Origin of the sequence: Archangium violaceum (assembly GCF_016887565.1) — a bacterium.
In the GTDB taxonomy this organism is placed as follows: Bacteria; Myxococcota; Myxococcia; order Myxococcales; family Myxococcaceae; genus Archangium; species Archangium violaceum_B.
Map to the genome: position 1 here is coordinate 2,724,927 of NZ_CP069396.1, position 19,836 is coordinate 2,744,762.

At 67.2% G+C, this 19,836-nt stretch carries 21 protein-coding genes; 2 read left to right on the forward strand and 19 right to left on the reverse strand.

All coding sequences use genetic code 11. The annotated features are described in order from the left end of the window. Positions 1–189 precede the first annotated feature (189 nt). The 16 genes from JRI60_RS11305 to JRI60_RS11380 all read right to left on the reverse strand — a co-directional run bounded on the left by JRI60_RS11305 (position 190) and on the right by JRI60_RS11380 (position 14,256). The gene (locus JRI60_RS11305) at positions 190–993 is read right to left on the reverse strand and encodes an SDR family NAD(P)-dependent oxidoreductase (protein WP_204225853.1); all 804 of its coding nucleotides are present in this window, start codon (positions 991–993) and stop codon (positions 190–192) included. 34 nt (positions 994–1,027) lie between these two features. Further along, positions 1,028–2,614, reverse strand: coding sequence for a phytoene desaturase family protein (locus JRI60_RS11310; protein WP_204225854.1), 1,587 nt, complete (start codon positions 2,612–2,614; stop codon positions 1,028–1,030). Between the two features lie 4 nt (positions 2,615–2,618). Continuing rightward, on the reverse strand, positions 2,619–4,559 hold the full coding sequence (gene asnB / locus JRI60_RS11315; RefSeq protein WP_204225855.1) for an asparagine synthase (glutamine-hydrolyzing): 1,941 nt from the start codon (positions 4,557–4,559) through the stop codon (positions 2,619–2,621). Between the two features lie 47 nt (positions 4,560–4,606). Then, positions 4,607–5,071 carry a holo-ACP synthase gene (locus JRI60_RS11320; RefSeq protein ID WP_204225856.1) on the reverse strand — a complete coding sequence of 155 codons (465 nt, stop codon included), beginning with the start codon at positions 5,069–5,071 and terminating at the stop codon, positions 4,607–4,609. Between the two features lie 84 nt (positions 5,072–5,155). Continuing rightward, positions 5,156–5,392, reverse strand: a complete 237-nt coding sequence (locus JRI60_RS11325) for an acyl carrier protein (protein ID WP_204225857.1) — start codon at positions 5,390–5,392, stop codon at positions 5,156–5,158. Positions 5,393–5,428: 36 nt separating this feature from the next. Next, a complete protein-coding gene (locus tag JRI60_RS11330) occupies positions 5,429–6,676 on the reverse strand; it encodes a beta-ketoacyl-[acyl-carrier-protein] synthase family protein (RefSeq protein ID WP_204225858.1) in 1,248 nt (415 codons plus the stop codon). Beyond that, positions 6,673–7,923, reverse strand: coding sequence for a beta-ketoacyl-[acyl-carrier-protein] synthase family protein (locus JRI60_RS11335; RefSeq protein ID WP_204225859.1), 1,251 nt, complete (start codon positions 7,921–7,923; stop codon positions 6,673–6,675). The genes JRI60_RS11330 and JRI60_RS11335 overlap by 4 nt, the downstream gene beginning before the upstream one ends. A 71-nt stretch (positions 7,924–7,994) precedes the next feature. Next, a complete protein-coding gene (locus tag JRI60_RS11340; protein ID WP_204225860.1) occupies positions 7,995–8,786 on the reverse strand; it encodes an SDR family NAD(P)-dependent oxidoreductase in 792 nt (263 codons plus the stop codon). 42 nt (positions 8,787–8,828) lie between these two features. Next, positions 8,829–9,779, reverse strand: coding sequence for an aromatase/cyclase (locus JRI60_RS11345; protein ID WP_204225861.1), 951 nt, complete (start codon positions 9,777–9,779; stop codon positions 8,829–8,831). A 28-nt stretch (positions 9,780–9,807) separates the two neighbouring features. After that, positions 9,808–10,671 carry a cyclase family protein gene (locus JRI60_RS11350; protein ID WP_204225862.1) on the reverse strand — a complete coding sequence of 288 codons (864 nt, stop codon included), beginning with the start codon at positions 10,669–10,671 and terminating at the stop codon, positions 9,808–9,810. 16 nt (positions 10,672–10,687) lie between these two features. Continuing rightward, a complete protein-coding gene (locus JRI60_RS11355; RefSeq protein ID WP_204225863.1) occupies positions 10,688–11,863 on the reverse strand; it encodes an alpha/beta hydrolase family protein in 1,176 nt (391 codons plus the stop codon). 38 nt (positions 11,864–11,901) lie between these two features. Next, positions 11,902–12,348, reverse strand: a complete 447-nt coding sequence (locus JRI60_RS11360; RefSeq protein ID WP_204225864.1) for an SRPBCC family protein — start codon at positions 12,346–12,348, stop codon at positions 11,902–11,904. A gap of 91 nt (positions 12,349–12,439) precedes the next feature. Then, complete coding sequence (locus JRI60_RS11365; RefSeq protein ID WP_204225865.1) at positions 12,440–12,898, reverse strand: hypothetical protein; 459 nt, start codon at positions 12,896–12,898, stop codon at positions 12,440–12,442. Between the two features lie 10 nt (positions 12,899–12,908). Next, the gene (locus JRI60_RS11370) at positions 12,909–13,097 is read right to left on the reverse strand and encodes a hypothetical protein (RefSeq protein WP_204225866.1); all 189 of its coding nucleotides are present in this window, start codon (positions 13,095–13,097) and stop codon (positions 12,909–12,911) included. A gap of 455 nt (positions 13,098–13,552) precedes the next feature. Next, positions 13,553–13,879 carry a c-type cytochrome gene (locus JRI60_RS11375; RefSeq protein WP_204225867.1) on the reverse strand — a complete coding sequence of 109 codons (327 nt, stop codon included), beginning with the start codon at positions 13,877–13,879 and terminating at the stop codon, positions 13,553–13,555. Continuing rightward, positions 13,876–14,256: a DoxX family membrane protein gene (locus JRI60_RS11380; protein ID WP_204225868.1), complete on the reverse strand. Its 381-nt coding sequence runs from the start codon at positions 14,254–14,256 to the stop codon at positions 13,876–13,878. The genes JRI60_RS11375 and JRI60_RS11380 overlap by 4 nt, the downstream gene beginning before the upstream one ends. Positions 14,257–14,445: 189 nt before the next feature. Between JRI60_RS11380 and JRI60_RS11385 the strand changes: the two genes are divergently transcribed. After that, positions 14,446–14,877 (forward strand): MarR family winged helix-turn-helix transcriptional regulator, encoded by a 432-nt coding sequence (locus tag JRI60_RS11385; RefSeq protein WP_204225869.1) that lies wholly within the window; start codon positions 14,446–14,448, stop codon positions 14,875–14,877. 4 nt (positions 14,878–14,881) lie between these two features. Here JRI60_RS11385 and JRI60_RS54465 read toward each other — a convergent pair whose 3' ends face one another. Together JRI60_RS54465 and JRI60_RS11395 are read right to left on the reverse strand one after the other, a co-directional pair. After that, positions 14,882–17,857, reverse strand: coding sequence for an ATP-binding protein (locus tag JRI60_RS54465; protein WP_204225870.1), 2,976 nt, complete (start codon positions 17,855–17,857; stop codon positions 14,882–14,884). Then, positions 17,847–18,047 (reverse strand): hypothetical protein, encoded by a 201-nt coding sequence (locus tag JRI60_RS11395; RefSeq protein WP_204225871.1) that lies wholly within the window; start codon positions 18,045–18,047, stop codon positions 17,847–17,849. Before JRI60_RS11395 ends, JRI60_RS54465 begins: the two co-directional genes overlap by 11 nt. A 65-nt stretch (positions 18,048–18,112) precedes the next feature. Here JRI60_RS11395 and JRI60_RS11400 point away from each other — a divergent pair, with 65 nt between their 5' ends. After that, on the forward strand, positions 18,113–19,159 hold the full coding sequence (locus JRI60_RS11400; protein ID WP_204225872.1) for a PrsW family intramembrane metalloprotease: 1,047 nt from the start codon (positions 18,113–18,115) through the stop codon (positions 19,157–19,159). Here JRI60_RS11400 and JRI60_RS11405 read toward each other — a convergent pair. Then, a complete protein-coding gene (locus JRI60_RS11405; protein WP_204225873.1) occupies positions 19,107–19,751 on the reverse strand; it encodes a DUF488 family protein in 645 nt (214 codons plus the stop codon). The two genes, JRI60_RS11400 and JRI60_RS11405, sit on opposite strands and share 53 nt — an antisense overlap. Positions 19,752–19,836 lie beyond the last annotated feature (85 nt).

A 19,836-nucleotide genomic window follows, 5' to 3' on the forward strand; every position in this document is an offset into this window, starting at 1 on the left:
CTCGCGGAGGCCCGGCGCGTTCTTCGGAAGGCTTGACCGTAAGGGTAGTCCCTCGGACCCGTCCTGTCTCCACCTCCAAACGGTTTGACGAGGCGCGTCATGCCCGGTGCGCGGCTCGGACCCGCCAGGCCGGAGCGCGTGCGGGAGGCGGTGCGGGATGTGCTGAAGTCCTGAGCCGCCGGGCCTTTCTCAGGGCACGGCCACGGCGCTTCCTCCATCCACGCGCAGCAGCGCGCCGTGGATGTAGTTCGCCAGCGGGCTCGCCAGGAAGGCCACGGCATGCGCCACGTCCCTCGGCACGCCGATCCGTGCCTGTGGCGTCGGATAGTACTCCTCGACGATGTGTGCCTTGACCTCTTCCCAGGTCTTGCCCCAGCCACGATGCACTCCCATCATGAACATGTGGGATTGCATCGACTCGGTCTGGATCAGTCCCGGGCTGACCGTGTTCACGGTGATGCCCGAGTCTGCCAGCTCGAGCGCGAGGCTCGCGGTCAGGTGGTTCATGGCGGCCTTGGAGGCGCCATAGGCGGCCATGTCCGCGAGCGGGCGGGTCGATACGTTGCTCGAGATCTGGATGATTCTCCCGAAGCGTGCCTCCTTCATCGCGGGGACGAGCGCGTGGATGAGCTCGATCGAGGCCACGACGTTGATGCGGTAGGTCCGCTGCCACTCCTCGGGGGGCGGAGTGAACCAGCCGGGCATGGCGAAGCCAGGGGCGTTGTTGACGAGAATGTCCACCCCGCCGAGCCGTTCCCGGGCCTCCGCCGCGAGGCGCCATCCCGCTCCTGACGGCTCGAGGTCGACGACGAGGGGGACTGCTCGCCCGCCAGCGTCGCGGATGGATTGGGTGATGGCCTGCACGCGCTCGGCGTTGCGGCCGTGGATGGCCACGGTGGCGCCTTCGGCCGCCAGGGTCCGGGCGATCTCCTCGCCAATGCCCATGCTGCTGCCAGTGACGAGGGCGCGCTTGCCCTCGAGTTCCAGATTCATGGAGCCTCCATGTCTTCGCTTCGGGAGGAGTCGCTCAGGCCACCAGGCGCTCGAAGTCGATGCCCAGGTCCTGACAGAGGATTTGTGCCGAGGCGCGGCCACTGCCCGCGCTGATGCTGCCGCCTGGGTGGGTGCTCGAGCCCGTCATGTAGAGCCCGTCGATGGGGGTGCGGTACTGGCCCCAACCCGGCAGCGGCCGCAGGGCCATCGACTGGAAGAGGTAGTTACCGAGGTGTGTCGATTCCCCCTCGATGAAGGCGGCGTTGCGGCGCTCGATCTCCCGCGGGTTGATGATCTTCCGGTGGATGAGGTTCGACGCGCTCATGTTGGTCGTGTGCCGCTCCAGGTGCGAGAGCACCTCGTTGGCCACTCCCATCTCGATTTCATCCCACTTCTCCGCTCCCTGCTCGAGGTGGTAGGGCGCGTAGCAGTGCAGGTAGCCGGTGTGCTTGCCGGGCGGTGCGCGCGTGGGATCGAACAGCGTCTGCGTGACCATGGCTGGCACGTCCGGCCGGAGCTGGCCGCGCTGGAGATCATCGAAGTAGCGGCGGAACTCCCTCCGTGTCGCGGGAGAGAATTCGACCATGGCGGAGCGATTGACCTCCTCACCGGCCTTGTAGCGGGGCGCCTCCTCGAGGGCCATGAGCTGGCAGAAGGACTGGAAGGGATTGATCTTCAGGCGGCGCACCCGGTGGGGCATCTCGGAGGGCAGCTCCTTGGGGTCGAGCATCCCGAGGAAGAGCTGCTTGACGTTGACGCCGGACACCACGGCCCGCCGCGCCGTGAGCGTCTCGCCCGTCTCGAGCTCCACCCCGGTCGCCTTCCCGCCCTGTACGAGGATCCGCCGCACGCCACTCCGGGTGCGCACCGTGGCTCCGTGGTCACGCAGACATTCCGCCAGCTTGTCGACGAGCACCCCGCTTCCTCCCTCGGGCACGCCGATGCCGAAGCGGTGGATGAACGGGGTGAGCATGTAGAGATGGCTCCCCGTGCCCACCTCGTGCGGATCGAAGATGACCTCGCTGGCCTGGCGGGCCATGGCGATCTTGAGCCGGTCATCCTCGAACCACTCGTCGAGCAGCTGCATGCCGCTCAGCATCAAGGCATGCATCGTCTCCCGTCCCGCGTCGCTCTGGTCGAGCATCGAGAAGAGCTGTCCGGTGGGCGGACAGGCGGAGAACATCGTGGGCAACATCATCTCCAGCCCGTCCCCCGCCCATGCGCAGAAGCGCTTGTAGGCATCCGCGTCACGGGCCGAGAACTTCTCGGCGATCGATGCGCAGGTGCGATCGATGTCGCGGTAGCAGATGAAGGAGCTGTCGTCGGGAAAGACGACCGAGTAGAGGATGTCCGGGTAGTGATACTTGAGCCCGTACTTCGACATCAGCCCCAGCTCGTCGTCGAGGAGGAGCGGGTTGGCCTGGATGGTGATGTGGCAGGTCGACGCGGGGTCGGACTTGAATCCCGGGCCGCACAGCTCGCGAGTCACGCAGCCGCCACCGAGCCCGCCACTCTTCTCGAGGACACAGACGTCGAGCCCCGCCTTGGCCAGATAGGCCGCGGCGGTCATGCCGTTGTGGCCGGAGCCAATGACAATCACATCGTAGGAGGGGTTCTTCATGGATTCATGAAATTTGGGATTGGAGGCCGAACCGCTGCTGGAGGACACACGCGCTGAGGGCGGCCAGGAGGATGGGGTCCAGCGCGTTACGGGTGGGAAGGTCCATGCCAGGCAGCCGGTCGAGCAGGGCGAGGACCTTCTGGGGCTCATAGAAGGGCAGGGCTCGGAAGGCCGGTCCCCGCAGTGAGTCCTGCACCAGCTCGTAGAACCGGCTCCCCTGCGACAGGGTCGACGGAGGCGCCATGAACGGGTGTTTCTGTCGCCGGTAGACGGCGTCCGTCAGCACGGGCCGTGCCGCCTCGCGCAGCACGTACTTCTCCGTCGTGCCGCGGATCTTCTGCGAGATGGGGAACGTCCGCGCGAGCTCCACCAGGGGGTGGTCGAGGAACGGCAGCCGACCCTCGATGGAGTTGGCCATCTCCATCCGGTCTCCCAGCAGGCTCAAGACGTAGTTGGGAAGCCCGCATTTGGACCAGAGATACAGCGACTGGTTGACGGGCGCTCGCCCGGTGAGCTGGCCGCGCACATCCAATCCGCCGAGGAACAGGCGGTAGGCGTCCCGCCCGGCGAAGTGTGTCGCGAACCGCTGGGAGAAGAGGCCTCGGCTGTGGGTCGCGATGTTGGAGAAGCTCGCGAGGAACGAGGGGACGAACCCGAGCACCCGCGAGATGCTGGCGTTCTCGGGGTTGTTCGCATCGGGCAGCAGGGTGCCACGCGAGACCTGGTTCGCGGCCCGGAGCTCCTCCAGGGCCCGCTCGATGGCCGCTGGATCCTGACCCCGCTTGTCGTGGAGCAGCATGTCCCGGCGGAAGTGCGGGTAGCCGGCGAGCACCTCATCGGAGCCCTCTCCCGTGAGGACGACCTTGTAGCCCGCCTTCCGCACGGCGCGGCTGAGCATGAACTTGGCGACGCTGTTGGCATTGATGAGGAAGGACTCCCCGTGCCAGACGGCATCCGCGAAGTGGTCGGCGAGATCCTCCTGGCGCACGGGAATGGGCGTGAAGCGCGCGCCCGCCTTCTTCGCCATCTCTTCGGCGATGGAGGACTCGTCATACTCGGGACGGTCGAATCCGAGCGTGAAGGCGTGGATGGGCTTGCCGCATTGCCGCTGCGCCAGGCCCAGCACGGCACACGAGTCCAACCCGCCGCTCAGGTACATGCCCACGGGGACGTCCGCGTGGAGGCGCAGGCGGATGGCCTCGTCCAGGGCCGTACGGAACCGCTCGACGTACGTCTCCGTCTCCTGGGGAGCCGCCTGTGTTTCCTCGGTCGGATAGTCGAAGTCCCAGTACTTCAGGAGCTGGAACTGTCCCTCCGTCGCCAGCCCATAGTGCCCGGGAGGAACCTGGTGGATGCCCTCGAAGAGGGTCCTGTCCTGGAGCGGGTTGAGCAGGTGGTGGAACTGGAAGACGGACTCATGATCCCACCGGGCGGGCACGCCGGCGGCGAACAGGGCCTTGGCCTCCGAGGCGAAATACAGCGTGTCGCCGTGCCGGGCGTAGAAGAGGGGCTTGATGCCGAAGCGGTCCCTCGCCACGAAGAGCAACCGGTTGCGCTCGTCCCACAGCACCAGGGCGAACTCGCCCCTCAGGTGGTGGAGGCATTGCGGACCATACTCCTCATACAGGTGGAGGACGATCTCGCTGTCGGAGCGGGTGCGGAAGCGGTGCCCGCGCTCCTCCAGCTCACGCCGGATGCGCTGGAAGTCGTAGAGCTCGCCATTGACGACCACTCGCAGGGATTCGTCTTCGTTGGTGAGCGGCTGATCTCCGGTGCTGAGATCGATGATGCTGAGCCGGGCATGCCCCAGCCCGACGCGCCCGTCTCCCCGGAGCCAGTACCGCTGCGCGTCGGGACCGCGATGGTGAAGGGCACGCGTGGCGCCAGCCAGTACGTCTGGGGAAATGGGCCCTTCCTTGGACAACAGGGCGACGAATCCACACATACATCCTCACCAGGTTCGCGTAGGAGAAGGGAACGGCTTCGGGACCATCAGAAGGAGAGCGACTCCACCGACTCGCTCTCCTCGGACAGCAACTCATCGGCGGCCGAGCGTCTGTCGAAGAGCGGGTACTCCATGGGGCTGGGACCCTCGGCGACGACCATGGCCACGGCGAACCCGGCGCTGTGGCTCAAGCTCAGCTTGAACCGGTGGATGCCGAGCTGCTGGGCGATCTGGTGCGCGGCCCCGGACAGCCGGAGCTCGGGCTTTCCGTCGGCGGCACTGAGCACCTCCAGCTCGTGCCAGTGCAGTCCCTCGGGGGCCCCGAGCGCCTTGATGACGGCCTCCTTCGCCGCGAAGCGCGCCGCGAAGTGCTGCCCTGGCTGCTTGCGGCCACGGCAATACGTCCGCTCCGCCTCGGTGAAGACTCGCTCCTCGAACCGCCCGTCATGCCTTTCCAACGCCCTGGACAGGCGCCCGATCTCGCACAGATCGATTCCGATGCCGATGACCATGGATGACTCCCACTTCCGTGCTTCGTACCGTGCTGCGTGGTGCGTGCCCGAGGGAGTCGCTCCCTCGGGACCGCGTGGACCGCGTCAGGGCTTCGCCGACATGAGCGAGTAGAGGTCGCCGACGGTCTTCAGCTTCTTCTCGACCCCGTCGTCGATCTCGACATTGAAAGCCTTCTCCAGGGCGCTGCAGATCTCGACCATCTCGGTCGAGTCCACATCCAGATCGTCCTTGAGGGAGATCCTGGCGTTGATCTCCTCGATCTTCCGCTCGAGCAGGTTGGACAGGATGCTGTTGATCTTCGATTCGACCTCTTGCGGCATGGGAATGTCCTCGATGTGTTGTGGGGTTTGTTTTCTCTACCTGCCCGAGTCGCGGCGGATGACCAGGGACGCGTTCATGCCGCCGGAGCCGCGCGAGTTGATCAGGACGGCATCCAGCTGGTTGACGGCGGTGGCCTGGGTGACCACGGACAATCCCAGACTCGGATCCTGCTGCTTCAGGCCGACCGTGGGCGGGAGCTGGCGGTGCTCGAGGGCCAACGCGCCCCAGGCCGTGTCCAGCGCCCCGGCCGCCCCATACAGGTGGCCGGTCATGGACTTGGGTGCAGTCACGGGCAGGCGGTGGCGGAGGTCTCCGAACACCTTCTGGATGGCGGTGGCCTCCTGCTGGTCTCCTTCCCGGGTGGCGAGCCCGTCCGCCAGCAACAGGTGGATGTCCCTGGGCTCGAGCCCGGCATCCTTCAAGGCGCCGGACATGGCGCGCGACAGGCCTCCCTCCTCGGGAGGGAGCGTGGCCGGGTGGCACGCGTCGCTCGACAGGCCGAAGCCGTCGATCTCCGCGTAGACATGGGCACCGCGCCGCAGGGCGTGCTCCCGCTCCTCGAGCAGCAGGAAGGTGGCGCCCTCACCCGGCAGCAGGCCCTGCCGCGACACGTCGAACGGGCGGTAGGCCCGGGGCGCGGTGGCGTCCTGACCCCCGGCGATCACTCCTTCCGTCACGCAGGCCAGGTAGGCGAAGGGCGTGAGGGGGGCTTCCGCTCCACCCGCGAGGATGATGTCCGCGGAGCCCTGGGCGATCGTGCGCGCCGCATAGCCGATGCTCACCAGGCCGCTGGCGCGGTCACACACCAGCGTCTTGCTGTGGCCCCGGAGCTCGAACAGGATGGAGATCTGCCCCTGCGGAGCGGCGGGGAACCATGCTGTCGCCTGGAAGGGGCTGAGCTCCTTGTAGCCCAGGGTGTGAAGCTTGCGCAGCTCCCGGTCGGTGAAATCCCAGCCACCGAGGCAGTTGCCCACGAAGACACCGAAGCGCTCGCGGTCGACCTTCTGCAGGTCGACCGAGCCATCCTCCAGCGCGAGCTTCGACGCGGCCACCGAATACTGGGTGTACGGGTCGAGCTTGCGTGCCAACCGCATGGGCATGAAGTCGGAGGGGCTGAAGGCCTCCAGCGCGCCTCCTTCCCAGCCGGAGCGCTCCGCCAGCGGGTCGCCGGTGAGGGGGCGGATGGACTGCTTCCCAGAGAGGGTACTCGCCCAGGCGTTGCGTTTGCCGATACCGCCAGGGGTGATCATTCCAAGGCCAGTGATGACGACGCGGCGGCTCATCGCAGACCTCCAACGAAATCAGGGTTCGAGAAGACGACGGCGCTGTGGATGCCAGAGAAACCGCTCGCCTCCTTGAGGACGACATCGAGCTTCTGCTGGATGCTCTTGTTGGGCACGTAGTGCAGGTCGCAGGCCGGGTCGGGCGTCTCGTAGTTGATCGTCGGAGGGAGCTTCCCGGTGTGCAGGGCGAGCAGGGCCGAGATGCTCTCGAGGACGTTGGCGGCGGCCAGGGGGTGGCCCACCATGGACTTCAGCGAGCTGACGTGGATTTCATAGGCGTGCTTGCCGAGCACCTCCTTGAGCGCCGTCGTCTCGTTGACGTCGTTCTGCCGGGTGGAGCTGCCGTGCGCGGAGACGTAGCTGATCTCCTGGGGGCGGACGCGGGCGTCCTCGAGGGCCGCGCGCAGGGCCCGCGCCAGGTCGTGACCGTCCGGCGGCAGGTCCGTCATGTGGAAGGCGTTGTTGCAGGAGCCGAACCCTCGCACCTCGGCGTAGATGGGGGCGTTGCGCCGCAGGGCGTGCTGGCGCTCCTCGAGGATGAGGATGCCGGCACCCTCGCCGAGCACGAAGCCGTCGCGGTCGGCATCGAAGGGACGCGACGCCTGGTGCGGAGCGGCGTTGCGCTTGCTGGAGAGCGCGCCGACGACGTCGAAAGCTCCCATGGCGATGGGGGTGATGGGCGCCTCGGAGGCACCGCAGATCATCACGTCCGCCTCGTTCGAGCGGATGCGGTCCAGGGAGAACCCGATGGCATCCAACCCCGCGGTGCAGCCGGTGCTCAGGGTGAAGCAGGGCCCGAATGCCTTGTACTCGGTGGCGAGCTCCGCCGAGGCCACGTTGAAGGTGGCGCCCTGGTAGAGCCAGCGCTGTGCCCACGCTCCGTTCAGGGGCGCGGTGCCCCCCTCGGTGAGCACCAGGAACTCCTCCTCCATGAAGCGGGTGCCGCAGATGGCGTTGGCCACGCACACGCCCAGCCGCTCGTGGTCCAGCTTCTGGAAGTCGATCTTCGAGTCCCCCGTGGCCATGCGCGCCGCCGCCAGGGCGAACTGGGCATAGCGGTCCAGCCGGCGGATCTGCTCCTCCTTCAGCCCGAGATCCCGCGGCCGGAAGTCCTTCACCAGTCCGGCGATCCTGGACCTCAGTCCATCGAGCGGGAACCGGTCCACCTCGAAGATGCCGGACCTTCCCTCCAGGGTGTTGCTCCAGAAATCGTTCAGGCCGATCCCGTTCGGGGCGATGATGCCCATCCCGGTAACGACGACACGTCGCTCTTTGTTGTTATGTGTTTTCACCTGTTGCCGCTCCGGATGGCGAGTTGCTAGTAGTTGCCCAGACCGCCGCAGATGTTGATGGCCTGCGCGGTGATGCCCCTGGCGTGGTCGGAAGCGAGGTAGGCCACCATGTCCGCCACCTCCTCGGGGGTGATGTAGCGGCCGATGGGAACGCGCTGCTCGATGCGCTTCTTGGCCTCTTCCACCTGTACGCCCCAGATGCGCGCGTAGTTGCCGCGGACCTTCTCGGCCATCCCGGTCTCCACGAAGCCCGGACACACCGCGTTGACCGTGATGCCCTTGCTCGCCAGCTCCAGGCCCAGCGACTTGGTGAAGCCCACCACGCCATGTTTGGACGCGCTGTAGGGGGCGCCATGGAGGACGCCCTGCTTGCCGCCCGTCGAGGCGATGTTGATGATGCTCTGGAGAGAGGGGCTGGCCTTGAGCACCGCCTTGGTGGCGTAGAAGACGCTGTTCAGGTTGGTCTCGATGACCTCCCGCCACAGCTCATCCTCCACCTCGCTGGTGGTGCCACCGCCGGGGCGGCCCGCGTTGTTGACGAGCACCTCGATGCCTCCCAGCGAGGAGACCACGTCATTCACCATCGAGTAGATGGACTGCGGCGAGCGCACGTCGCACTGGGCGATGACCGCCCGGACGCCAAACGCTCGAATCTCGGAGGCCACCTCCTCGAGCTGCTCACGCGTACGCGCCGCGAGCGCCACGTCGAATCCATCCTTCGCCAGCCGCAGGGCCGCCGCCTTGCCAATGCCGCGACCCGCCCCCGTCACCAGCGCCCGCTTCCGGTTGTTGCTCTCGTTCCTGGCCGTCTGCTGCATGGGTTCTTCTCTTTCTGGGATGTGATGTGCTTGCCGCTGGCTTCAGGCTGACAGCCGCTTCTGGATGGCCTGCATGGTTCCGCGGCTGTTGGCGTTGATGGCCTTCTCGACGCGGTCGAGTGCCTCCCCCGCGCTCAGCTCCCCCCAGAACTGCTTCACCTTGTCGGGCTTGAGCTCGACCAGGTGCCGGGAGGTGACGCGCACTCCGCCGGAGACCGGCTCCAGCAGCCACTCGCCGGTGTGGATGCGAATCAACGGAGGGGGCTCGGACTGGAAATAGGAGACGCAGGAGGAGGGATTGCAGTGGCGCACGGTGCGGATGCGCTCCTGGCCAGCCTGGGTGGACACGGTCATGATGAACTCCTGGTGGTGGCCGTCGTCGTAGACCATCTCCACGGAGTGGCAGTGGGGCAGGAGCCTGGGCCACTCGTCCGCCCGCTTCAGCAGCTCGAAGATGGCCTCGGGCCGGGCGGCGATGACCAGCTGCTCCTCGAACTGCCTGCGCCACGCATGGGTGGCGCTCTTGGAAGGATCTCGCTCGAGGTATTCCTTGATGGCGGACAGCTCACGCTGGCTGTTGGTGTCCACCGAGCGCGTCATGAACTCCAGCGCCTCCCTCGGGTTGGTGACGCCCTGGATGCCGTGGTTGGGGTCGAGCTGCTCCTTGATGTCGAAGCGATGCTCCAGCACCACCAGGGTGCCCTTGCGCAGGGGGAAGAAATGCCAGACACCTTCCATCCAGCTCAGCAGGGGAGAGGGCTTGACCTGCCGGAAGGTGATGACACGCGAGTCGCGGAAGAGCTCCCGCCGCGAGCGCCAGGTCATCGGCTGGCCGTTGGCCAGCGCGGTGAGCTCGATGAGCTGAGAGCGCTCGTCTTGCTCGATGACCTTGGCGGCCTTGCACGGCGGGAAGATCTGGGGCCAGCGCTCGACCTCCAGACAGAGCTTGTAGGCGGCCTCGACGTCGGCATCGATCTCGATATGGTGTTCCATCAGGTGCATCGGTGTCTCCTCTCCTGCGTCAGACAATCGCCACGACGCGGCACCAGGCCGCGTCGGCACGCGCCAACTTCACTGGGAAGCACGCCACCTTGAATCCATGGGGCTGGCTGATCCCTCCCAGATTGGCCAGCCGCTCGAGCTGGCAGTACTCGCGCTCCCGGCCGAAGAGATGGGCGGGCCACAACTCTCCCGGGTCCCGGGTGCGCAGGTAGGCGTTGATCATCCGGGGGAAGGGCGCGTCGAAGCCGAAGCTGTCGATGCCAATCACCCGGATTCCCTGCTCGATGAGCCAGGCCGTGGCGGCGCGAGTGACACCCCGGAAGTGGGTGAAGTACTCGCGCTTGCCCAGATGGGCATCCCCGCCGGTGTACAGCAGCACCACGTCGAGCGGCTTGAGGCGGTAGTCGATCCGCTCGAGCGCGGCGGCCACCTCCTGCTGGGTGACGGGTCCCTGCTCCGCCGGCCCGCGGACATCCAGCACCACCCCATCGCGGAAGCACCACTCCAGGGGGACCTCACAGATGGTGCGCGCCTTCTCCCCCTGGGCATTCTTGTCGCCGTAGTGGAACGGCGCGTCCATGTGGGTTCCCGTGTGGGTCGTCAGGTAGTAGTGCATCAACGACAGACCCTTGCCGTCCGGGAAGTTGCGATGGTCGAGCCCCTTGCCGAGGTGGTGTTTGAGCCACTCGCGGACCGTGGCGAACCAGGAGCCACGCACCGCGTGGATGAGGCCCTTGCCGAGCAGGTCGGCCCCCTTCCGGTGGTCGATGTATTTGACCGTGACGGGCTCTGGCTCCCAGTACCGTGGATCCACGGGAACGCTCAGATCGATGAACCGTTGCGCGGGGCTGGACGCGGAAGTCCGCGAGGCTGGAGAAGACATGGTGGGAGGGGTGCTCTCAGCGCCGGGCGCCGGCAGGGAGGGGAGCGGTGGCTCCGAGCTTCTGGGCCATCCAGTCGCCGAAGCGCGGGATGAAGTCCGCGAAGTAGTTGGTGCTCACATGCCGCTCACGGGGATAGGAGATGAGCTCGAATCCACCCCGGGCCCAGTCCTTGAAACGCTTGCAGGCGACGAAGGGGAAGACGTTGTCCTGCTCGCCATGGATGCACAGCAGCGGGGCGGTGAGGGCGGGGGCGTCGTTCAAGTGCAGACGCTCACGGGCCAGGAGGTTCATCGCCTCGTCGTCCTTCTGCTTGAAGACGAAGCGGAAGTCCGTGCGAACCCGGGGGTTGATGCTCAGGTAGTTCTCGAGGTCGAAGGTGCCGGCCAGATTGATGCAGGCCTTGATGTCCTGGGGGTGGAAGGCCGCCGCCCGGCTGGCCAGATATCCGCCGTAGCTCACCCCGAAGATGCCGATCCGGTTCAGGTCGATGCCACTGTTGCCGCGCATCTTCCGCAGCACGGCTCCCACCACGTGCTCGAAGTCGGGCGTCAGCGGCTCCACGCCGATGAGCTCACCCTGGCCAGGGCCGTCGAAGAGCATCACCGCCATGCCCCGCGCCAGGAACGTCTGGGCGAACACGAAGAGCTCGACCTCCTTGGCCGAGTCCAGACCATTGACGAGGATGACGCAGGGGTGGGGGCCCGGGGTGGCCGGGCGCATGAAGTAGGCCGGCAGGGCGTGGCCCTTGTACGCCACGGTGAGCGGCTCCGTGGGGTACTCCAGATAGGGGATGGCCCGGTGGAAGACGCGGGTGACCCACATGCGCGTCTCGTGCTTGAGTGGCGGGTTGTCGAAGTACATGAACTCCGCGAAGTGGCCGGCGGCCGCGGCCTTGAGCAGCCATTGCCGGGCCGTGAGGTGGTGGCCCGCGGCCAGGGCCTTCTCCGCGGACTGCTCGTAGTCCTTCCCGAGCTTCAGCCAACGGTCATGCCAGTCCCGCCAGTCGACCTTGCCCGGGGCGCCGGGCTTGAAGCCCTCCAGCGCGATGGTGGCGTCTCCCCAGTCCAGCCCGGCGAAGACCAGGCGCGTGAAGAACGCCTCCCAGGCGTGGAAGGCTTCCACTGGAAGGCTCCGGGTCTGCGGGAGCTCGTTCGATACGGACTGGCCAGGGTCTTTCGCCACGTTCTGCATGTGATGGTGCTCCTTGAAGGTGAGGCGGGTGGAGGTTGTTACTGGCGCTCGGCCCAGTCCTTGAGGTGCGTGAGCACCTGCGCGGTGTTGGAGTAGACGTTCCGCCCCAGCTCCTCCCGGGCCTGCACGGTGGGCTGCGCCGGCTCGAAAGTGTGGATGACCACCAGCTTGGAGCCACCCTCACAGGGCTCGACGCTCCAGGTGCCGTGCATTCCAGCGAACTGGGGCGGCACGGTGATCATCTTGAACTGGATGTGCTGACGCTCGTGCGCATAGTGGCGGTGCGAGCGGATGGTGTTGGTGCCGAAGGCGTTGCGGACCGTCATCTCCATGATGACCTCTCGCGTGTCCGCGCCCACCGCGCTCTGCTTCACCGACAGACAGGTGGGGAAGACCTGGGGCCAGGACTCCACCTGCGTACAGCAGCGATAGACGATGTCGGGGGTCTGCTTGATGATGATCTCGTTCTTGACGGAGGTTTCCATGGCGGATTCCGGGAGTGGCTCTCCCCATCCGCCGGCTGGCGGCAACGAGGAGAGGAGGTGGGTTCGAGGCGAAAGACGGTCGCGGCTGGGACTACTCGATTCTGGAAGTCTGGCGGGGGATGAGCCTGCCGCTCAGATTGAAGCCATCCCGCATCATCAGGGTGAGCAGGTAGATGTTGGTTGCCCCCGCGAGGATTTCCACGAGCTGGAGCACCGTGAACAGCGTGCCGAAGGAGCCACGTAGCGCCAGCATGTAGAGCGTGATGGCCAGGGGGGTCAGCACCAGAAATCCATTGGAGGCGATGAACCGCATCCGGGCCTGCTTCTTCTGGATGAGGGCGCTCTTGCGGTTGGCGGCCAGCGAGCGCCCCACCGCCGCCGTCGCGATCATGCAGGGAACCGCGAAGACGAGCGCATAGGCGATGTAGCGTTTGGCGGCGAGGATCCAATCCGTCCTGCCCGAGAGCTCGACGATGCTGGACGTGATGAAGAAGCTCAGGATGAGGAGGAGCGCGGTCGTGCCGAGGATGGCGTGGATGCGGTTCTTCATGTCGTGGCGCTCACTGTCCCTTGTGCGTGCCGTCGCTCTCGAGGCCGGCGGCCGGCGGGACCTGCTGTTTCAGATCATTGATGACGAAATCGAGGATCTCGTTGGCGACAGCGATGATCTGTTGCGCTGTGTAGCCATTGTCCCTCAATTGCAGGATGAATCCTCGGACGGTGCTCTCGGAGTTGTGAGACTTTGCCATGGCCAGCATGTGAACTTTCTGTGAACCGGTAACGCCGGATGGAGAGGGCGTGCGCGGAGGTGCTCACACGTCAGGCTTTTGACGTGTTGATGGCTTTTGAGAACGTGAGAGAGTGGAGAAGTCCGCTCTCACTGATTTTTATTGTGCAGACAATCATACCGCTTGGCAATGCTGTTTTCTTTTGTGCAACGCGGGTGCCAGCTTCGGGAGATCCTCAAGTCGCCTGGAATGCTAGGAGTGGGAGGAGTTGGGGTGTGGCGTCTCCGCGCAGATGTTTCGTTTCGCGGTTGGAGACCAGCAAAATTTGCGTCTCTCCGCTTTGGGAGTCTTTGATTTGAGAGTCAATCCCGGGTGATGGTGCACGGCTGTCAGGATTCAGCCGGCGGCGGCTATCAGTCAGGATTTGAGGGGGAGCTCACGCCCGGGCAGCGGGCGGAGGGGTGTTCCGTCTTCCATCAACCGGCGCGGTGTCGGAGGATTGCCTCGGCGATGCGCGTGCGCTCTTCGGGCGTCAGGGCGCGGGTCTTCTCCACCATGGGCTTCATCGCCTCGAAACCTTCCGGGGAGACCCGCGGAGCGCTCTTCCCCTCGAGGAACTGGACGAGCTCTTCCCGCGAGGAGTAGTGCGTCGAGATGAGGCGGAGGGAGGGGCCCAGTCCCTCGGTGGACGGCGTGTGGCACGAGGAACATCCATGTTTCGCGAGCACGGTGTCCGGTGCCTCGCATCCCACGAGGAGCCAGGCGGCGAGGAGTGCCGTCGGCAGCGTGGCGGTGTCCTTCATGCGGCCACCATCAGCGCCCAGCGCTGCCGGTAACGCCAGAGCAGGAACAGCTCGCAGGAGACGAGGAAGAGGGCCATGACCATTCCCGGCCCCGTCTTCGCGAGCAGCAGCAGGTAGAGCGCGATGTTGGTGATCACCGGGGCCAGGATGGCCACGCTGATGGGAATGTACCGTCCGGACAACAGCAGGGCTCCCCCCATGACCTCGATGACTCCCAGGAGCGGCCACATGTATCCGCTGGTCATCAGGGCCGCGATGAACGTGGCGGCCTCTGGCGGCACGGGGGGGGTTGGCATGAACGGGTAGAACTTGCTCGCTCCGAAGAGCACGAATACCGCCCCCATCAGCCACCGGACCACGACTTCCAATCGCTGCATGTCGACCCCCTTACATTGTATTGTTGCTCGGACAACTATACGGAGAGGGGAGGGGAGGGGCAAGATTCAATTGTGCGGACAAGTGTTTCTGGATAGATGGAGCCGGTCATGTGGCACGACAAGGAGAATCGGCGACCCCCTCGATTGGCGCCACCGGCGCGACCGGGCATCATCGATGCGGAGGACGCCGTGGAACTGAACGACCAGCTTGGATACAACCTCTATCGCGCAGCGCTCTTGTTCCGTCGAGAGCTCATCCGAGCTTTGAGGGAGCACGACCTCACGCCCGAGCAGTGGCAGACCCTTGCATCCCTCTGGGCGCACGGCCCGCTGTCTCCCTCGGAGATCGCTCGCGTGACCCTGCAGGATCTCCCCTCCATCTCCCGGATGCTCTCCCGCATGGAGAAGCGAGGGTGGGTTGGCAGGGTGGAGGATCCGAAGGACGGGCGTTCGTTCCGTGTGGAGCTCACACGGGAGGGGAGCCATCTGCAGACCATCCTGCCTCCCCTCATCTTCGAGCACTTCGAGGAGGTGCTCGACGGATTCCCCGAGACGCGTCGCCGGAAGCTCCTGGAGCTCCTCCGCGAGCTCCGGCAGGTGCTGGGAGATCCAACCCCCTGAGCCTTCAGGATGACACCGGAGCAGGCGGGGCCGGGTCATGTCGAGCCATCGCCTTTGGAAGGGTGACGCGGATGGTGGTGCCCGCCTCGGGCTGGCTGTCCACCTCCAGCGTGCCTCCGTGCTCCCGGATGATGCTGGACACCAGCGCGAGCCCCAGCCCCGTTCCCTCTCCAGGCTGCTTGGTGGTGAAGAAGGGCTCGAAGATGCGCTGCGCCAGCTCGGGAGGAATCCCGTGGCCCTTGTCCACCACGCGCACGCGTACCTGCTCTCCCGCCTCCTCGGCGAAGAGCTCCACCAGGCCACCTCGTGGCGAGGCGTCGATGGCGTTGGTGACCAGGTTCACGAAGACCTGCACCAGCCGCTGTGCGTTCCCCACCACCTCCAGGCTCTCGGGGCAGTGGCTCACGCACTGCACGTCCGCGCTCTTGCGGCCCAGACGCGAGAGCTGCGCGGCCTCGGTCAGCAGCGGCGCCAGTGGCACCCGGGTGATGGGCTCCCCCTGGCTTCCCGCCGCCCCCGCGTGGCTGAAGGTGACGAGCGCCCGCACGATGGCGTCGATGCGCTTCGCCTGCTGGAGGATGAGCTGCACCCGCTCTTGAATCTCCGCCGGATCCTCCTCGTAGCGGAGGTTCTGCGCCACGCTGGTGATCGCCGTCAGCGGGTTGCCAATCTCATGCGCCACGCCCGCCGCCACCCGTCCCACCGAGGCCAGCCGATCCTGATGAGCCAGCCGCGCGTCCATCGCCTTGCGCTCGGTCAGGTCCTCCAGCAGCAGCACCGCGCCCTCCAGGCGCTCGGGCTCCGCCTCCGAGGCTCCCGAGGGCGTGGCTAGCGAGCGGTGCAGCCGGAGGATGCGCTCGCGTCCGTCCAGCCGCACCTGCGCCTCCGCGTCCGCGTCCGGGCCCGAGGCGAAGCCGGAGAGCAGCTCACCCCAGGGCGGAGGCAGGCGTGACAGCGTCTGGCCTCGTACCTCCTCGGACTTCAGCCCGGACAGCCGCTCCAGCTCCGCGTTCCAGATGACCACGTCCTGGTCCGGTCCCAGCGCGCACGCGCCCAGGGGCAGCTCCTCGAGGATGCGCTGCAGGTAGCGCCGCACCGCCTCCAGCTCGCGCACCGGGCCCTTCATCCCACTCGCGTCCCGCAGCCGCTCCTCCACGAAGCGCAGTTGCTCGGCGAGCGCCGTGCGCGCCTGGGGGTCCACCTGCAGCGCCTCGCTCACCGCCAGCCGCGCCAGCACCGGGCCGAGCAGGCCGGACAGGTTGCGTTCGATCTGATCCCTCAACCGGCGCAGCTCGGCGGGGCGGCGCTCCCCCTGCGACAGCCCGAGCTCGGCGAGTGCCCGGTCCAGCTCGGCGACGGCGGCGTCCGGGCCGAGCACGGGGGCCAGCTGGCGGCGGAACTCCTCCGGAGAGCCGGCCGTCACGCTGCCAGCGGCGAGCGACGGGGCCTCGCGCGCGCACAGCCGGGCCGCCTCGGCTTCCTCGGAGGAGGGCCGCGTGGCCAGCGACAGGCCGACGAAGGCCAGCGCGTTGAGGATGAGGGAGGTGAAGGTGACGAAGCCCCAGGGCTCGACGGTGGAGAAGCCCAGGAGCGCCGCCAGCGCCGTGGCTCCCGGGGGCAGGCCGCCGCCGAGCCACAGCGGCCGCAGCAACAGCACGCCCCACACGGTGGTGCCGGCGGCCAGGCCCGAGAGGAAGCCCACGCGCGTGGCCCGGGGCCAGAAGAGGAGGCCCAGCAGCCCGGGGATGAACTGCGCCACGCCCACGAAGGAGACGAGCCCCAGGTCCACCAGTCCCGCGGCCCTCCTGTCGAGCAGCAGGTAGAAGCCGTAACCCGCGAGGATGATGGCGGCGATGAGGACGCGCCGCGCCCAGAGCAGCCGGCGGTACAGGTTGCCCGGCGCGCGCGCGTAGCCGAGCGGCAGCACCAGGTGGGTGAGGCACATGGGCGCCATGGCCAGGGTGGTGACGATGACCATGGCGCTGGCGGCGGAGATGCCGCCGAGGAAGGCCAGCAGCGCGAGCGCGTGAGCACCGCGCGACGCGGGCACCGCGAGCACGTGGAAGTCCGCCGGCCCCGTCAGGCCCAGCGCGGTGCCGGACCAGAGGACGAGCGGCACGGCCACGTTCATCAACAGCAGCAGCAGCGGAAAGGCCCACGTGGCCGTGGAGAGCGCGTCGCGCTCGGGGCTCTCCGTGAAGGCGACGTGGTACTGGCGCGGGATGAGGAAGGCCGCGGCGCAGGAGAGCACGAGCAGCGGTGTCCAGGAGGCCTCGCGCGCGGGCTGCTGCATGGCGCGCAGGGCCTCGGGGTGCGCGTCCAGCCAGGACTGGAGTCCACCCGGACCGCCGAAGATGGAGACCACCGCCCAGGCGCCCACGAGCACCAGGGCCACGCCCTTCACCAGCGACTCGAAGGCGATGGCGAGCGCGAGGCCCTCGTGGCGCTCGCCCGGGGTCAGGTGGCGGGCACCGAAGAGGATGGAGAAGACGATGGTGATGATGCAGAAGCCCAGGCCCAGCACGGTGGCCGAGGCCGAGGGGCTGAGGACGCGCGCGGACTCGACGATGGCGCGCACCTGGAGGGCGAGATAGGGCAGGGTGCCGGCCAGCAGCCCCAGCGTCACCAGGGTGCCGGTGGCCTGGCCCGGGTAGCGGAAGGCGAAGAGGTCCGCGAGCGAGGTGAGCCGCAGCTCCCGGGTGAGCTTGAGCAGCGGGCGCCACAGCACGGGGACGAGCAGGCAGGAGAGGGTGGCGCCCAGGTAGATGCCGAGGTAGCGAAAGCCGTGCTGGGAGGCGTAGCCCACGCTGCCGAAGTAGGACCAGGAGGTGGCGTAGACGCCGAGCGCCAAGGCGTAGACGAGCGGGTGCTGGGTGACGCGCGAGGGGATGCGCCCGCGCTCGGCGGCGTAGGCGATGAGGAACAGCACCAGCAGGTAGGCGAGGGAGGCGACGACGAGCGTGCCGAGCTCAAGGGTCATGGCCGCTCCGGCGCGCGGCCCACGCTCCGAGTGCGATGACACCGAGCCACACGGCGAAGGGCTGGTACCAGGGCGCGCCCTCGCGCAGCCACAACTGGCGCAGCGGCGAGCCGAAGAGGAGCGCAGCCACGGTGAACACGAACAGCGAGAGCATGGCCGGTTGTCCCCCCGGCTCCGAAGCGCGCTTCATCGGCTCCGAGCATAGCAGCGCACGGGCGGGAGCCGCGTTCCCGGAGCTGTTAGGCTGCGTCCGCCATGTCCGCCTTCGTCCTGGGGGGGTCGGCGATCGTGCCGTCCCTCCTCCTGCTCTGGTACATCCTCGCGCGCGACAAGAACCCCGAGCCCCGCTCGCTGCTGGTGAAGACGTTCCTGCTCGGGGTGTTCATCTGCCTCCCGGTGGCCCTGCTGGAGGAGGTCATCCAGGGGCTGTTGCGGCCATGGCTCTCGGGCATGTGGCGGGCGGCCTGGCTGGAGGCCCTCTTCGTGGCCGCCATCCCCGAGGAGGTCTTCAAGTTCCTGGTGCTGTTCGGCTACGTGTGGCGCAAGCCCGCCTTCAACGAGCCGCTGGATGGCGTCGTCTATGGCGCCACCGCCTCGCTCGGCTTCGCCACGCTGGAGAACATCTTCTACGTGAGCGAGGGCGGCATGGGGGTCGCGCTGGCGCGTGCCCTGTCCTCGGTCCCGGCCCATGCCTTCTTCGGCGTGGTGATGGGCGCCCATACCGGCCGGGCGCGGTTCTGCGAGACGGAATCCGAGCGCTTCAGGCTCCTGTCCACGGGCCTGATTGGCGCCATCGCGCTGCATGCCGCCTACGATGCCGTCCTGCTCACCCGCAGCGAGTTCGTCCTGCTGATGCCCGTGGTGCTGTTCGTCACCGTGTTCTGGGGGCGGAGGCTCTACAAGCGGCTCCAGGCCGAGCAGGTTCGTGTCCTCCCCGAGGTCACCGAGCAGATCCTCGTGCCGGAGTGGATGCGCGCGGCGGGCGGCATGGGTAGAGCGCTCCCGGCGGATCCATCGGTCCCCTCCACCGGGCTGGTTCAGATTCCTCTCGAGCCTCCAGTTGTCGAGCGCACCTGGTGGTCGTGGTGCAAGCTCATCCTCGGCGGGCTGGGGCTCTCCTTCAGCTCGTTCGTGCTGCTCGGTGCGTCCATGGGGGTCTCCGGGTGGAAGACACCGTGGGGCCTCGCGGAGATCGTCTCCTTGGGAGTGGTCCTCCTGATGGTCGGGCTGCCGTCGGTGGGCTCCTTCCTCATCTTCCGCTCGGGGCTTCGTGGCCCCTTCGCTCCGGCTCGCGGGCCCTGAGCGTCTCGGATGGCTCCGGCTCGCCCCCGGGGTAGAGCACCTCCCGGCCATGCAGCACCGCGAAGGGTGTGAGCTCGTGAGGGGCCGCGCGGGTACGGCTGGTGATGTGCCGCGCCACCACGCCCCGGGCGTACAGTGCATCCGCCACGAGCGAACGGTGGCAGCGCCAGCGCACCGCCTCGGCGCACATCAGGGCCAACGGACCGTCTGGCGTGAGCTCCCGTAGTTCTTCGAGCCCTCGTGCGAACTCGTCGGTCTGCATGTAGTCCGCGTAGCCCCGGAAGCTGGCATTGCGCCACGCGGAGTTGGGGGAGTCCTTGTGCGCGCGCCGCAGGCCTCCGAGCCTTGGTAGGTGCACGTAATGGATGTCCTCTTTAGCGAGTGTTTTCGGCAGCGTGTCCTGGTTGAACTGGGGGTTCGTTCGCGAGCGCGGCACCGTGCGGATGTCCACGAGCGTCCGGATTCCGTGGGCCCGTAGCAGCTCCACCAGTTCCTCCGCCGAGCGCGTGGAGTGGCCCACCGTGTAGATGTCCGCCTTTCCCCAACCCGGTGCTTTCCGTTTCCGCTGCTCCGTGCCCCGCTTCGTGCCCATTGGTGGGTTCCCCTGGCCAGAAGGTGGGCACGGGGACGCACGAGGGGAAGCAAATACCCTCACCCCAGCCCTCTCCCAGAGGGAG

What these genes read in the sequence shown, in the direction of transcription:
- JRI60_RS11340 (WP_204225860.1), bottom strand. Translation starts at nt 8,786, where the DNA reads ATGCAGCAGACGGCCAGGAACGAGAGCAACAACCGGAAGCGGGCGCTG.
- JRI60_RS11405 (WP_204225873.1), bottom strand. Translation starts at nt 19,751, where the DNA reads ATGGGCACGAAGCGGGGCACGGAGCAGCGGAAACGGAAAGCACCGGGT.
- JRI60_RS11365 (WP_204225865.1), bottom strand. Translation starts at nt 12,898, where the DNA reads ATGAAGAACCGCATCCACGCCATCCTCGGCACGACCGCGCTCCTCCTC.
- JRI60_RS11310 (WP_204225854.1), bottom strand. Translation starts at nt 2,614, where the DNA reads ATGAAGAACCCCTCCTACGATGTGATTGTCATTGGCTCCGGCCACAAC.
- JRI60_RS11380 (WP_204225868.1), bottom strand. Translation starts at nt 14,256, where the DNA reads ATGCAGCGATTGGAAGTCGTGGTCCGGTGGCTGATGGGGGCGGTATTC.
- JRI60_RS11370 (WP_204225866.1), bottom strand. Translation starts at nt 13,097, where the DNA reads ATGGCAAAGTCTCACAACTCCGAGAGCACCGTCCGAGGATTCATCCTG.
- JRI60_RS11330 (WP_204225858.1), bottom strand. Translation starts at nt 6,676, where the DNA reads ATGAGCCGCCGCGTCGTCATCACTGGCCTTGGAATGATCACCCCTGGC.
- JRI60_RS11355 (WP_204225863.1), bottom strand. Translation starts at nt 11,863, where the DNA reads ATGCAGAACGTGGCGAAAGACCCTGGCCAGTCCGTATCGAACGAGCTC.
- JRI60_RS11335 (WP_204225859.1), bottom strand. Translation starts at nt 7,923, where the DNA reads ATGGGCATCATCGCCCCGAACGGGATCGGCCTGAACGATTTCTGGAGC.
- JRI60_RS11375 (WP_204225867.1), bottom strand. Translation starts at nt 13,879, where the DNA reads ATGAAGGACACCGCCACGCTGCCGACGGCACTCCTCGCCGCCTGGCTC.
- JRI60_RS11395 (WP_204225871.1), bottom strand. Translation starts at nt 18,047, where the DNA reads ATGAAGCGCGCTTCGGAGCCGGGGGGACAACCGGCCATGCTCTCGCTG.
- JRI60_RS11305 (WP_204225853.1), bottom strand. Translation starts at nt 993, where the DNA reads ATGAATCTGGAACTCGAGGGCAAGCGCGCCCTCGTCACTGGCAGCAGC.
- JRI60_RS11345 (WP_204225861.1), bottom strand. Translation starts at nt 9,779, where the DNA reads ATGGAACACCATATCGAGATCGATGCCGACGTCGAGGCCGCCTACAAG.
- JRI60_RS11350 (WP_204225862.1), bottom strand. Translation starts at nt 10,671, where the DNA reads ATGTCTTCTCCAGCCTCGCGGACTTCCGCGTCCAGCCCCGCGCAACGG.
- JRI60_RS11325 (WP_204225857.1), bottom strand. Translation starts at nt 5,392, where the DNA reads ATGCCGCAAGAGGTCGAATCGAAGATCAACAGCATCCTGTCCAACCTG.
- asnB (WP_204225855.1), bottom strand. Translation starts at nt 4,559, where the DNA reads ATGTGTGGATTCGTCGCCCTGTTGTCCAAGGAAGGGCCCATTTCCCCA.
- JRI60_RS11400 (WP_204225872.1), top strand. Translation starts at nt 18,113, where the DNA reads ATGTCCGCCTTCGTCCTGGGGGGGTCGGCGATCGTGCCGTCCCTCCTC.
- JRI60_RS11320 (WP_204225856.1), bottom strand. Translation starts at nt 5,071, where the DNA reads ATGGTCATCGGCATCGGAATCGATCTGTGCGAGATCGGGCGCCTGTCC.
- JRI60_RS11360 (WP_204225864.1), bottom strand. Translation starts at nt 12,348, where the DNA reads ATGGAAACCTCCGTCAAGAACGAGATCATCATCAAGCAGACCCCCGAC.
- JRI60_RS54465 (WP_204225870.1), bottom strand. Translation starts at nt 17,857, where the DNA reads ATGACCCTTGAGCTCGGCACGCTCGTCGTCGCCTCCCTCGCCTACCTG.